The 12,028-nt window shown below is 71.0% G+C and carries 13 protein-coding genes and 1 riboswitch; of the genes, 4 read left to right on the forward strand and 9 right to left on the reverse strand.

Annotated elements, in window-relative coordinates; genetic code table 11:
* Positions 1 to 38 precede the first annotated feature (38 nt).
* On the forward strand, positions 39 to 860 hold the full coding sequence (locus tag AB0B33_RS29140) for a helix-turn-helix domain-containing protein (RefSeq protein WP_360777460.1): 822 nt from the start codon (positions 39 to 41) through the stop codon (positions 858 to 860).
* Between the two features lie 129 nt (positions 861 to 989).
* On the opposite strand, the gene AB0B33_RS29145 is transcribed toward AB0B33_RS29140, so the two are convergent.
* Both AB0B33_RS29145 and lysS read right to left on the reverse strand, forming a co-directional pair.
* On the reverse strand, positions 990 to 1,340 hold the full coding sequence (locus tag AB0B33_RS29145; RefSeq protein WP_247017463.1) for an Lsr2 family protein: 351 nt from the start codon (positions 1,338 to 1,340) through the stop codon (positions 990 to 992).
* Between the two features lie 147 nt (positions 1,341 to 1,487).
* On the reverse strand, positions 1,488 to 2,999 hold the full coding sequence (gene lysS / locus AB0B33_RS29150) for a lysine--tRNA ligase (protein WP_360777463.1): 1,512 nt from the start codon (positions 2,997 to 2,999) through the stop codon (positions 1,488 to 1,490).
* 76 nt (positions 3,000 to 3,075) lie between these two features.
* On the opposite strand from lysS, the gene AB0B33_RS29155 reads away from it, so the two are divergent.
* From AB0B33_RS29155 to AB0B33_RS29165, 3 genes are all read left to right on the forward strand, one after another.
* The gene (locus AB0B33_RS29155; RefSeq protein WP_360777465.1) at positions 3,076 to 3,828 is read left to right on the forward strand and encodes a class I SAM-dependent methyltransferase; all 753 of its coding nucleotides are present in this window, start codon (positions 3,076 to 3,078) and stop codon (positions 3,826 to 3,828) included.
* A gap of 21 nt (positions 3,829 to 3,849) precedes the next feature.
* Positions 3,850 to 3,920, forward strand: a riboswitch (guanidine-III (ykkC-III) riboswitch).
* A 27-nt stretch (positions 3,921 to 3,947) separates the two neighbouring features.
* Positions 3,948 to 4,262, forward strand: coding sequence for an SMR family transporter (locus AB0B33_RS29160; RefSeq protein ID WP_360777466.1), 315 nt, complete (start codon positions 3,948 to 3,950; stop codon positions 4,260 to 4,262).
* A gap of 33 nt (positions 4,263 to 4,295) precedes the next feature.
* Positions 4,296 to 4,601 carry a DUF6640 family protein gene (locus tag AB0B33_RS29165; protein ID WP_360777468.1) on the forward strand — a complete coding sequence of 102 codons (306 nt, stop codon included), beginning with the start codon at positions 4,296 to 4,298 and terminating at the stop codon, positions 4,599 to 4,601.
* Positions 4,602 to 4,787: 186 nt separating this feature from the next.
* On the opposite strand, the gene AB0B33_RS29170 is transcribed toward AB0B33_RS29165, so the two are convergent.
* From AB0B33_RS29170 to AB0B33_RS29200, 7 genes are all read right to left on the reverse strand, one after another.
* On the reverse strand, positions 4,788 to 5,567 hold the full coding sequence (locus AB0B33_RS29170; protein ID WP_360777470.1) for a type III pantothenate kinase: 780 nt from the start codon (positions 5,565 to 5,567) through the stop codon (positions 4,788 to 4,790).
* A 5-nt stretch (positions 5,568 to 5,572) separates the two neighbouring features.
* Positions 5,573 to 6,067 (reverse strand): aspartate 1-decarboxylase, encoded by a 495-nt coding sequence (panD, locus tag AB0B33_RS29175; protein WP_247017451.1) that lies wholly within the window; start codon positions 6,065 to 6,067, stop codon positions 5,573 to 5,575.
* A 9-nt stretch (positions 6,068 to 6,076) separates the two neighbouring features.
* Complete coding sequence (panC, locus tag AB0B33_RS29180) at positions 6,077 to 6,982, reverse strand: pantoate--beta-alanine ligase (protein WP_360777472.1); 906 nt, start codon at positions 6,980 to 6,982, stop codon at positions 6,077 to 6,079.
* Positions 6,979 to 7,884, reverse strand: a complete 906-nt coding sequence (locus AB0B33_RS29185; RefSeq protein ID WP_247017447.1) for a DUF2520 domain-containing protein — start codon at positions 7,882 to 7,884, stop codon at positions 6,979 to 6,981. Before AB0B33_RS29185 ends, panC begins: the two co-directional genes overlap by 4 nt.
* A 144-nt stretch (positions 7,885 to 8,028) precedes the next feature.
* Positions 8,029 to 9,132, reverse strand: coding sequence for a PrsW family intramembrane metalloprotease (locus AB0B33_RS29190; protein ID WP_360777730.1), 1,104 nt, complete (start codon positions 9,130 to 9,132; stop codon positions 8,029 to 8,031).
* A 178-nt stretch (positions 9,133 to 9,310) separates the two neighbouring features.
* Positions 9,311 to 11,440 carry a DUF6779 domain-containing protein gene (locus tag AB0B33_RS29195; RefSeq protein WP_360777474.1) on the reverse strand — a complete coding sequence of 710 codons (2,130 nt, stop codon included), beginning with the start codon at positions 11,438 to 11,440 and terminating at the stop codon, positions 9,311 to 9,313.
* Positions 11,441 to 11,509: 69 nt separating this feature from the next.
* Complete coding sequence (locus AB0B33_RS29200) at positions 11,510 to 11,971, reverse strand: DUF3180 domain-containing protein (RefSeq protein WP_360777476.1); 462 nt, start codon at positions 11,969 to 11,971, stop codon at positions 11,510 to 11,512.
* Positions 11,972 to 12,028 lie beyond the last annotated feature (57 nt).

Here is a 12,028-nt window from a genome sequence, read left to right on the forward strand (position 1 = left end):
CCCCGTCTTGGACGAACGCGACAGCTACCGTGGTGACCGTGGCGCACCGGATCCCGCGCGGCATCGTGGCCGAGGCCACCGCGCGCACGATGTTCACGCTGACGAGACACCCGCCCGCCCCGGAGCTGGCGGATTTCGTCGAATACCACTGGGTCCTGCGCTGGGACCGGCGCGGCGAACCACCCCACGAGCAGCGGGTATTGCCCAACCTCTCGGTGCACGCGACGTTCTTCCCCGGCGCGTCCGGCGTGTACGGCCCGTCGCGCGACGTCTTTTCACACCGCTTGTCGGGACGCGTGCAGGGCTTGGGCGTGCGTTTCCGGCCCGGCTGCTTCCGCGTGTTCCTCGACGGCCCGGTGAGTGACATCGCCGACCGATCCGTCCCGCTCAGGGACGTTTTCGGGCCGGCGGCGATCCCGGCCGCGGAATCGGTGCGCGCGGCGGCCGGCGACGCACAAATGGTCCGTGCGATCGACAACTTGCTGATCGCAAATCCGGTACGCCTGTCCCCGGCCGCGCGACAGGCGGCCGAGGCGGTGGAATCAATCGCGCGTGATCCGGGAATTACCCGGGTGGTGCAACTGTGCGCGGATACTGGACTAACCACCCGGTCCATCCAGCGGTTGTTCGCCGAACACGTCGGCTGCCCGCCCAAGTGGGCGATCCGGATATACCGGCTCAACGACGCTGCGCAGCGGTTGGTCACGGAAGGAGAGCCGGATTACGCCGGACTGGCGGTTCGACTGGGCTATAGCGACCAGTCGCACTTCATCCGCGATTTCCGGACCGTGACCGGCCAGTCGCCCGCCGACTACACCCGAACGGCTCGCGCGCCCGAACCGGACAGAGATCGGACATGAAGAAAGCCGCCGGGCGAATTCGCCCGGCGGCCACCGCTGGAAAGCCCGCTTCGAGGGATTCCGTCGAACCGGCGCGGGGGTCACCGCTGGTCAGCGACCCGCGACCACCCGCACCGGTGTGAACGTTCCTCAGTTCTTCTTGTGGTAGGCCTCGACGACCTCGGAGGGGATCCGGCCCCGGTCCGAAACGGCGTAACCGTTCTTGCGCGCCCAAGCGCGAATGGCCTGGTTCTGCTCGCGGTCGACCGCGGCCGGGCGCGCCGATCCCTTGCCGGAGACCGGACGCACGGTGGCGCGCTTGCGGCCACCCGCGCGCCGCGCGTGCTCGACGTACTGGGCGAGGGCGTCCCGCAGCTCCTCGGCGTTTTCCGAGGAGAGATCGATCTGGTAGCTGACGCCGTCCAAACCGAACTCGACGGTCTCTTCGGCCTCGCTGCCGTCCAGGTCGTCCACCAGCGAGACGAGCACCTTCTGCGCCATCTGTTTCCTCCTGCGGGGCTTACTCAATGATCTGGTGACGGGGCGAGCCCCGGGGACAGAAGACTTTGTCTAGAACATTAGTACCCGCTCCGGGAGTGCAGCGCAAATCTCTATGCGATAACCGACCGCTATCCTCACACGGGCGGGTTATTCAGGTCGCACGAGCGGGAAGAGGATCGTCTCCCGGATACCCAGACCGGTCAGCGCCATGAGGAGCCGGTCGATCCCCATTCCGACGCCGCCGCTCGGCGGCATTCCGTACTCCAGGGCCCGCAGGAAATCCTCGTCCAGCCGCATGGCTTCGCTATCACCCTGCGCGGCCAGCAGCGACTGTTCGGTGAGCCGTTCCCGTTCGACGACCGGATCGACCAGCTCGGAGTATCCGGTGGCGAGTTCGAATCCGCGCACGTAGAGGTCCCACTTCTCGGCGACACCGGCCCGCGAGCGGTGCTGCCTCGTCAATGGCGACGTCTCCAGCGGAAAATCACGGACAAACGTCGGTGCGTGCAGGTGATCTCCGACGAGGTGTTCCCACAGTTCCTCGACGAGCTTCCCGTGCCCGAGCTTCGGGTCCACTTCGAGGCCCCTGGCCTGCGCGAATCCGTGCAGTTTGGCGGCGGGCGTCTCCGGCGTCACCTCTTCACCGAGTGAATCGGACAACGACTCGTACATTCCGAGTGTGGTCCATTCGCCGGAGAGGTCGTACTCCGAACCGTCGGGCAGCGTGACGACCTGGCTGTCCAGCACGGCCTGCGCGGCCTCCTGGATCAGCTCCCGCGTCATCACGGCGTTCGTGTCGTAAGTCGCGTAGGCCTCGTAGTACTCGAGCATCGCGAACTCCGGCGAGTGCGAAGAGTCGCTGCCCTCGTTCCGGAAGTTGCGGTTGATCTCGAAGACCTTTTCGATGCCGCCGACGACGCAGCGCTTGAGGTAGAGCTCCGGCGCGATGCGCAGGAACAGCTCCATGTCGAAGGCGTTCGACCGGGTGACGAACGGGCGGGCCGCGGCGCCGCCGTGCAGCGTCTGCAGCATCGGCGTCTCGACCTCGGTGAACCCGCGGCGGTGGAACGACTCCCGCAGCGACCGGACCACGCCGGCGCGGGTGCGCACGACGTCCCGCGCGCGCGGGCGCATGATGAGGTCGACGTAGCGCTGGCGGATCCGCGTTTCCTCGGCGAGTTCCTTGTGCGCGTTGGGCAGCGGGCGCAGCGCCTTCGACGTGAGGCGCCAGCCGTCGGCCATCACGGAGAGCTCGCCGCGCTTGGACGTGATGACCTCACCCTGCACGAACACGTGGTCGCCGAGGTCGACGTCGGCCTTCCACGCGGCCAGCGCGTCTTCGCCGACCTTCGCCAGGCTGATCATCGCCTGCAGCTCGGTGCCGTCGCCCTCGCGGAGGCTGGCGAAGCACAGTTTGCCCGTGTTGCGCAGGAACATGACCCGGCCGGTGACGCCGACCTGCTGCCCGGTGGCGGTGTCGACGGGCAGCCCGGAATGCGCCGCGCGCACTTCGGCGAGCGAGTGCGTGCGGGGTACCTCGACCGGGTAGGGATCGATGCCTTCGGCGAGGATCCGGTCGCGCTTCTCCCGGCGCACCCGCATCTGCTCCGGCAGTTCGTCTTCGGCGGGGTCGCTGGTGGAAGCGGGGTTTTCGGTCATGGCCCATAGGGTACGAACCCCGCCGCGCGCTACGCCAACCGGATTACCTTTACTTTCCCTCCATTAACCTGGCCCGGTGAGTGATCCCACACGCGCCCGCCGGGCTTCTTCCTTCGGCAGCCGAGCGGCCGCGTACGCCGAGCACCGGCCCGATTACCCGCGGGCAGCGATCGAGTGGGGCCTTTCCGGCGCCACCGGAACCCCGCGGCGGGTGCTCGATCTCGGCGCCGGAACGGGCAAACTCACCCTCGGCCTCACCGAGCTCGGCCTCGACGTCACCGCGGTCGAACCCGACCCGGAAATGCGCGCGGAACTGGCGCGCCGGGTGCCGTCGGCGACGTCACTGGCCGGCCGGGCGGAACGGATCCCGGTACCCGACGCCGAGGTCGACGCGGTATTCGTCGGCCAGGCGTTCCATTGGTTCGACGTACCGGCGGCGATGACCGAGATCGGCCGCGTGCTGCGTCCCGGTGGCGTGCTGGTGCCGATGTGGAACTACGAAGACGAATCGGTGCCGTGGGTGGCCGAGTTCACCGAACTGGGCCGCGACGGCGCCCGCAAGCCGGCGTCGACCGACGATTTGCGCGCGGTGGCGCACCCGGCCTTCGAGCCGTTCGACGACGAACGGTTTCACCATGTGCAACGGCGGACCGCAGAGAGCCTCGTGGAAACGATCGCGACCTATTCCCTCGTGATCGTCTCGGACCCGGCGGAGTCGTCAGCGCTCCTGACGCGCCTTCGCGAGTTCCTCGCCGCGAACCCGGCGACGGCGAAAGGTGAGTTCGACCTCCCGCTGGTCACGTGGGGCCTGCGCGCCCGCCGCCGCTAGCTTTCCGGCGTGCTAGCTTCGGAAGTGGCCCCCGCACCCGCGGCCGGCCCCGGACGAGCGCGTCGTACCCGGTGCGGACAAGACGGCGCAGTGGTTCCCCACACTGCGAAAGGCTCGTCATGTCTTGGCTCGTCCTTGTCCTGTCCGGCGTGTTCGAAACGATCTGGGCGGCCGCGCTCGGCGCGGCCAAGGGGTTCTCCCGCCCGGTTCCCACGGTGGTGTTCGCCCTCGCGCTCGCACTGAGCATGGGCGGCCTGGCGTACGCACTGCGCGAAATCCCGCTGGGCACGGGTTACGCGATCTGGGTCGGCATCGGCACGCTCGGCACGGCGGCGTACGGCATGCTCGCCCTCGGCGACCCGGCGACGACGGCGCGGATCACCTGCCTGGCGCTGATCGTGGCGGGCGTGGTCGGGCTGAAACTGCTGCATTGACCTCGATCAAGCTGGAGGTTCGATACTGGCGGGATGAGCAGGAAATCGTTGGGGCGAGCCCTGATCTCGCTGACCTCACTGGTGACGGCGGTGGGCCCGTACCGCGCCGACTGGAACGAGACCCACGTGTACAACCCGGCTTGGCCGCCGCACGCGAAGTTCCACAACGGGCAGACGATGAGCCTGGGACTGGCGCTGGGCGCCACCAGCTTGTGGCAGCTGTGGCGGCCGTCGTCGGCTCGGGCCGGGCTCGACGCGGGGGCCGCGCTGGCGTCGTTGTACTGGCTGACGCAGATCTCGGCGCTGGCGTATCCCGGGTCTCGGGCGCCGACGCGGTGAAGCCGGCTTCCGCAGGAACCTCTGGCTGCGCCGGGCCGGCAAGTGTGTCACGCGTTCGGGCGGCCCCACCCAATCGAAGGTTTCGCGGGGGCGGTCGTTGAGCCCGGCCACCTCCGGTCACAAGCCGGGAAAGCGCGACTGCAGCCCGGTTGTCCACAGCCCACCCGAGTTGTGGACAACCGCGCGTCAGGGGCGGATGTTCCGCTCGTAAACCAGCCGCAGCCCGAGCAAAGTCAGGTCCGGCACGTGGTCCGTGATCGTCTCCGACTCCTCGAGCACCAGCGGTGCCAGCCCGCCCGTCGCCAGCACCGCCACCGGTTCCGCGCCGCCGGGCGAAAGCTCGCGCACGATCCGCTTCACCAGGCCGTCCACCTGCCCCGCGAACCCGTACAGGATGCCCGACTGCAGGCACTCCACGGTGTTCTTCCCGATCACCGACCGCGGCGGCACCAGCTCGACCTTCCGCAGCGCCGCCGCGCGCAACGCCAGTGCGTCCACCGAAATCTCGATGCCCGGCGCGAACGCGCCGCCCAGGAACTCGCCGCGCGCGGAAATCGCGTCCACGTTGGTCGACGTGCCGAAGTCGACCACCACGCACGCCGTGCCGCTGTGGAGGTGGTGCGCGGCCAGCGTGTTCGCCAGCCGGTCCGCGCCCACCTCCTTCGGGTTGTCCACCAGCAGCGGGACACCCGTGCGGACACCCGGCTCCACCACGATCTTCGGCACGCCGGCGTAGTACCGCGAAAGCATCACGCGCAGTTCGCGCAGCACCGCGGGCACCGTCGACAGCGCGCTGATGCCCGTCACCGCATCCGCGTGCGGGCCCAGCAGGCCGCGCACCGTCAACGCCAGCTCGTCGGCCGTCATGCGCGCGTCCGTGCGCATGCGCCAGTCGCCCACGAGCGACTGACCGGACCAAAGCCCCAGGACGATGTTCGTGTTGCCGACGTCGACGGTGAGCAGCAAGCGGGTCAGCTTTCCGCGTGCAGCAACGCGTCGAGGCGGCGGGCGTCCGCCGTCTCCGCGACCGGGAAGATCGCCGTCTCGTCGTCCGGCAGCGTCACCGTGCCGGACAGCAGGCCCGAACCCTCCGGCGCGTAGCCGGGGTCGCTGTGCCGGTGGACGATCCGGTTGTCCGCGTCCACGAACACCACGCGCGGTTCGTACGTCGCGGCCTCGGCGTTGTCCATCTGGCCGTACGAGATGAGGATGACCAGGTCACCCGGGTGCACCAGGTGCGCCGCGGCACCGTTGATGCCGAGCACGCCGCTGCCGCGTTCACCCTTGATGACGTAGGTCTCCAGCCGGGCGCCGTTGGTGACGTCCACAATGGACACCTGTTCGCCCGGCAGCAGGTCCGCGGCCTCCATCAGGTCTTCGTCGACCGTCACCGAACCGACGTAGTGCAGGTCGGCCTGGGTCACGGTGACGCGGTGGATCTTCGACTTGAGCATCGTGCGGTACATCGTGGACTCCTATTCCCCTGCGTCCAGCCGCTTCGGGTGCTCGACAGCCGCGCCGAGCAGCACCGGAACGTTGTCGATCAGCCGGGTACTCCCCACCCGGGCCGCGATCAACAGTCGTGCCTCACCGTCGACGGGCGCGGGCCCGAGGTCGGTTCCCCTCAACTCCAGGTAATCCACCTCGACCGCCGGCCGCGCGGCGAGGGTCTTCCACGCGGTCTCGAGGACCGCGTCGGCCCCGTCCCGGCCGACGAACGCCCCCGCGGTGAGGGCGGCCGACAGGACGATGGCGTCTTCACGCTGCTCGGGCGTCAGGTAGACGTTGCGCGACGACAGCGCCAGCCCGTCACGTTCCCGCACGGTCGGCACGCCGATGACGCGCGTGTCGATGTTCAGGTCCCGGACCATCCGCTTGATCAGCACCAGCTGCTGGTAGTCCTTCTCCCCGAAGAACGCGTAGTCCGGGCGCACCAGGTTGAACAGCTTCGCGACGACGGTCAGCACGCCGGCGAAGTGGCCGGGCCGCACTACGCCCTCGAGCTCGTCGCCGAGCGGGCCCGGGTGCACGGTCACGGCGGCGCCCTCGGCGTACAGGGCGTCGGCGCTCGGGGTGAACGCGATTTCGACGCCGTCCTCGCGCAGCACCGACAGGTCGGCCTCGAGCGGCCGCGGGTACGCCTCGAAGTCCTCGCCCTCGCCGAACTGCAGCGGGTTGACGAAGATCGAGGTGGCCACGACGGTGTTCGGCAGCCGCTTCGCGCGGCGGATCAGCTCGCGGTGCCCGGCGTGCAGCGCGCCCATGGTGGGCACGAGCGCGAGCTTGCGGCTGACGCCGTGCAAGGCCCGGCTGACCTGGTTCATCTGCTCGGGCGAGGTGAACGCGTTCAGGGTGCCGCGGCTGAATTTCGGTGTGGTCACTGGTCTTGGTGCCCTTCGGCGGGATCGTCGAGGAGTTCGGTGAGGTCTTTGGCGGCCGCGGTGTCCAGCAGCCCGGCAGCCGCGGAACGCGCTGCCGTGCGCTTGGCCAGCGCCCGGTAGGCCGGCGCCACGTCCGGCGCCCGGTCCGCGAGCACCGCGAGGTGCTTGCGGACGGTGCCGAGATCGCCACGCGCGACCGGGCCGGTGAGCGCGCGGTCGCCGTGTCGGAGAACATTATCCAACGCCGCCGAAAGCAGTGGTGCCACCAGGCGTTCGGAATGCCCGATTCCCGCTTCCCGCAAGACTTCCGTGCAATCGGCGACCAGCGTCATCAGGTGGTTCGCGCCGTGGGTCAACGCAGCGTGGTAGAGCGCTCGCGCGGAGTCGGGGATGCGCACCGGCTCGGCACCCATCTCGACCGCCAGCGCCTCGCCGACGTTCCAGGCCGCCTCGTCGTCCGCGGCCGCGGTGACGCCGATGCTGCACGCCGCCAGCCGTTCGAGGTCCTCTTCGCGGCCGGTGAACGTCATCACCGGGTGCAGCGCGAGCGGCAGCGCCCCGGCTTCGGCCGCGGGGGCCAGCACGTCGATGCCCTGCGCGCCGGAGGTGTGCACGACGATCTGCCCCGGCCGCAGCGACCCCGTGGCGACGAGCCCGCGGACCATCCCGGCCAGCGCGTCGTCGGGCAGGGCGAGCAGCACCAGGTCGGCCCGGCCGACGGTCTCGTCGGGCGGCAGGATGGGCACGTCGGGGAGGAGGCGTTCGGCCCTGGCCAGCGACGCGGCGGACAGGCCGGACGCGGCCACCACGGTGTGCCCCGCCCGGGCCAGCGCGGCGCCGAGCACACTGCCCACCCGGCCGGCGGACACGACGCCGACCGCGAGGCGGGCGGGCCTCATCATGGCGTGCGCCTGTGGACGCTCATGGCTGGCAGACTCCCTCTGCTCTCGTTCCAGTCCCGCTCCGGGTACCGGACGAACGGCGCGAGACTAACTCGATTGAGCGCGCCGCGTTGAACCCGGGTGACCAGCTTCACCCGGACCGGGTCACCCGCGGGCGGCCTCGTCGGCGAGGCGCGTCGCCTCCGCGCGAGCGGACTTCAACGTGCGCAGCAGCTCGCGCTGGCGCTGCCGGTCGGCGTCGCTGCGCAGCTCACGCCGGTCGAGGAAGGCGAGCTCGGTGACGCTCGCCTGGTAGAGGGCGACGGCCCTCGCGGCTTGCTTCCCGGACTGCCGCTTCGCCTGCCGCCGCCAAGCCCGGCGGCCGGGCAGGCTGGCCAGCAGATCGACCTCCGACGGCGCGATCCAGCGCGCCGACGCCATGTGCGGCAGCGCGGTGGCGATGATCCGCTGCTCCCGCCGTCGCTGCAGGACGACCAGGTAGACCACGCCGAGGAACAGCGGCAGCATGATCAGGAAGTAGACGGTGAGGAACTTCGACCCGCCGAGCAGCGCGGCGCTGTTCCACAGCGCGTGCAGGCAGACGGCGGCCAGGTAGCCGGCGACCGGCGCGATGACCTTGAGCGCCTTGGTGGTCGTCCGCGCGGCGATGCCGATCCCGATGCCGGTGAGCACCGCGAACAGCGGGTGCGTGAACGGCGCGAGCACGCCACGCAGGAAGAACGCCGTGATGACGCCCTGGCTGTGCCCGTCACCGAAGCCGTAGTCGGCGAACGCGCGGCCGAAGTAGTAGATGTTCTCGGTGAAGGCGAACCCGGCGGCGCTGAACCCGGCGTAGACGACCCCGTCCACGACGCCGTCGAACTCGCTGGAGCGGCGCCAGGCGATGAGCACGACGAAGAGCGCCTTGGCGGCCTCCTCGACGACGGGGGCCGAGACGAGCGCGGCGAGCGTGTTGCCGTTGCCGGACCCGAGCAGCTCGTCCCCGACCGCTTCGGCGGTGGTGTTGATGAGCAGCGCGGTGATGGTGGCGATGCAGGCGCCCCAGGCGAAGGCGAGCAGCAGGAACTTCGCGGGCTCGGGCTCCCACCGGTCCACCCAGAGGAACCCGGCGACGACCCCGGCGACCGGCACGAGCGCGGCCAGCACCCCGATGGTGACGGCGAGCGGCCCGACCCGCGCGGTGGCCAAGCCGAACAGGAACAGGCCGCACAAGGCCACCACGATCAGTCCGAACACCGGCAGCAGCACGGTGATCCGGCGAGGCCGCCGTCCGCGATCAAGTCCCGTCGCGGGCGAGAGGGTTCCGCTCACAGGCGGTCACCCTACGCAGACCGGACACGAGACGGAACGCCACCTCGCCCCACGGCGTGCCGCTCCTGCTCCGCCTGCGCGCCCCGATGTGGCCTTGGTGCGCTTGGAGCCTGGCTCAGTCCTCCGCGCGTCGGCGGCGGCGCGGGGTCGAGCCCGTTCCGCCGTTCGCCGCCAGCAGCTCGCTCACCGAGCGGCCGGCCGCGTGCGAACCGCTGCCCGGCTGTGGCTCCGCGGACCGGTGGCCGTTGCGCCCGTTGCCGTTGTGGCCGTTGCCGTTCTGCTGCTCGACGTCCGCCGGGTCGACCGGAGCCATGTTGCGCCGGGACATCGACGCGCGCTCGGCGACCATGCCCTCCCACGCCGGGGGCTCGCCGTCCGGACGACGGCGGCGGCCGCCTCCCGTGGGCTCCGGGGCGGGGACGGGCGGCATCTGCTGCGACTCGTCCGGCTTGCGGCGGCGCCCGCCGGACCCGCCCTGGAAGTTGCGGACCGACTCCGGGAGCGTCGGGTTCGCCATCGGCGCCTCGCCCTGGGCGGCCGCCGCCGGCGCGCGGTGCGAACCGCTGTGCCGCGACGACGGCTCGTCGAGGATCGGCGACATGTCGGCCCGCGAGAACTGCTCCAGCCGCGACGGGCGGCGGCCGTCGGCGGCCGGGACCGGGGTCGTCGGCGGGACCACCGGCGGTAGGTCCGTGCGCGACGGCTGCTGCCGCGACGAGGGGCCGGTGCTCGGCACCGGCGTCGTCGGCGGGACGACCGGGAGGTCGGTGCGCGACGCGGCGGCGTCCCTGTTCATCGGCGGGGCCTGCTTCGGCTCGGGCGGCTTCGGCCGGTTCGGGCGCTGCCGCTCGGCGAAGTCGTCGCGGTTCTGGAAGGCCGCGCTGAGGTCCTTGACCGGCCGGATGTCCGACCGCGACATCTCGGACGGCTTGGGCGGCGCCGCCGCGGGGCGGCCCGGCGCCGGACGCGGCGGCTCGGGCGCCTTGCGCGGCTCGGGCCGGGCACCGTTCGGCTTGGGGTTGACGCGCGGCAGGTCCGGCCGCGACATCTCGACGCGGGGGATGTCCGGGCGCGACATCTCCACCCGCGGGATGTCGGGACGCGACATTTCGACGCGGGGGATGTCCGGGCGCGACATCTCGACGCGCGGGATGCCGGGGCGCGACATCTCCACCCGCGGGATGTCCGAGCGGGACACCTCGGCGGGCCGCATCGCCGGGCGCGACAGCTCCGCGCGGCGCGCGGGCGGCGGCTCGGGACGGCGGATCTCGGTCTTCGGCTCCGGCGCCCGCCGGATCTCGGTCTTGGGCTCGGGCCGCGGGACCTGGCGCGTCGGCTCGGCGGCGGCTTCCGGACGTCGCTCGGGCTGCTTCGCGACCTCTTCGGGCTTCGGGAGCCGCATCGGCTGCGACTCGGCCTGGCGGCGCGCGGCCTCGGCCCGCAGCTCGGCGGCCTTCATCTCACGCTGCGCGGCGTTCAAGGCCGGGTCGACGGCCGGCACCGGCGGGCGGCGGTCGCTCAGCGGCTTCGGCCGCGCCATCTGCTGGGTGCTCTGCACCGAGACGTTCGCGGGGGTCTTCGGGACGGCCTTGCCGCCGAAGCCCTTGCCCAGGCCCTTGCCGTTCGCGGGCTTGCCGTTCGACGCCTTGCGGCGGCGCTCGTCGAGGACGCGGTCGATCAGCTCGGTCGGCCGCTCACCGCCCTCGGGCATCGGCTTCTTCGCGGCCATCAGCTGAGCGGGCCGCTTCTTCGGCGCGCTGTCCGGGATCATCCGGTTCTCGTCGGACAGCTTGCGCATCCGGGTCGCCTGCGCGGTCAGCGCGACGCGTTCGAGCAGCACCTCGCCACCGAACAGCGACTGGAGGCTGTCGCGCAGCGCCGACACCTCGGCCCGCAGCGCCTCCAGCTCCTCGCGCCCGCGGGAGTCGGCGGCGGTGCGGTTGTCCGCCTCCATCTCCAGCTCGTACTCACGCCGGGCCGCGATCTCGCGTTCCAGCTCCAACTCGTACACAGCCTGCGCCTCGGCGACCGCGTCCTCGCTCTGTGCCGCGTGCTTGCGGTACTTCACGGCGAGGAAAGCGCCGATCAGGGCAGCCCAGAGGGCCGCGACGATCCCCAGGCGGAGATAACGGAGATCGTCGCTGAGCACCAGTGCGAGGGTGGCTCCGATGGCGAGGACGAATCCGACGACTAGCCACGGCCTGCCCAGAAGGCGGCCGCGCGAGTCGTCACCCACGCCGGTCATGACTGACACCGTACCTGCTCGTAATCCGAACGAGACCTACTCGGTCCAGCGAGCGGTGGGATTCCAGCGCTAACCGGTCGTCCCGCGGGTGTGCTCCCGGTCTTGGTCGCGCGGGGTCCGGCAGCAGTGTTCGAGCCACAAACCCGCTGCTACCAGGGCCGCGGCGGAGGCGACGCCGACGACCGCCGCCCGGGTGTCGAGAACGGCGGCGACGAGTTCGTCACGTCGCGGGAAAAGGTAGGCGAGCGCGGCCAGCCAGGCACCGGCCATGAACGCTCCGGCGAGTGACGAAGCCTTGGCCAAGGCCACCGATCGGGCGATCCCGATCGCGGCAACGACCCGGCCGTTCTTGATCCGCGACCGGATGGAGAAGGCGAGCACGCCCTCGATCACGGCCAGGACGGCGAGGGTGACGCCGGCGAGCAGCGGCAGCTGGGGCAGCGAGCCGTAGGCGATCTGGAACAGCAGGTAGCCGACGGCCAGGCCGAGCAGCCCGGCGACGACCAGGTCACGGGACCGCGTGAAGTGCATGACCCAACCGTACCGTGCAAAGCTTGACTCTCCCCCGACTGGAGACTTCACCATGCG

It is taken from the genome of Amycolatopsis sp. NPDC049159 (genome assembly GCF_040648295.1).
Lineage (GTDB): Bacteria > Actinomycetota > Actinomycetes > Mycobacteriales > Pseudonocardiaceae > Amycolatopsis > Amycolatopsis pretoriensis_A.

Excerpts from the sequence above, each read along its gene's own strand:
- AB0B33_RS29165 (WP_360777468.1), top strand. The coding sequence starts at position 4,296 with ATGAGCAGGAAATCGTTGGGGCGAGCCCTGATCTCGCTGACCTCACTG.
- panD (WP_247017451.1), bottom strand. The coding sequence starts at position 6,067 with ATGTACCGCACGATGCTCAAGTCGAAGATCCACCGCGTCACCGTGACC.
- AB0B33_RS29200 (WP_360777476.1), bottom strand. The coding sequence starts at position 11,971 with ATGCACTTCACGCGGTCCCGTGACCTGGTCGTCGCCGGGCTGCTCGGC.
- AB0B33_RS29195 (WP_360777474.1), bottom strand. The coding sequence starts at position 11,440 with ATGACCGGCGTGGGTGACGACTCGCGCGGCCGCCTTCTGGGCAGGCCG.
- AB0B33_RS29145 (WP_247017463.1), bottom strand. The coding sequence starts at position 1,340 with ATGGCGCAGAAGGTGCTCGTCTCGCTGGTGGACGACCTGGACGGCAGC.
- AB0B33_RS29185 (WP_247017447.1), bottom strand. The coding sequence starts at position 7,884 with ATGATGAGGCCCGCCCGCCTCGCGGTCGGCGTCGTGTCCGCCGGCCGG.
- AB0B33_RS29160 (WP_360777466.1), top strand. The coding sequence starts at position 3,948 with ATGTCTTGGCTCGTCCTTGTCCTGTCCGGCGTGTTCGAAACGATCTGG.
- lysS (WP_360777463.1), bottom strand. The coding sequence starts at position 2,999 with ATGACCGAAAACCCCGCTTCCACCAGCGACCCCGCCGAAGACGAACTG.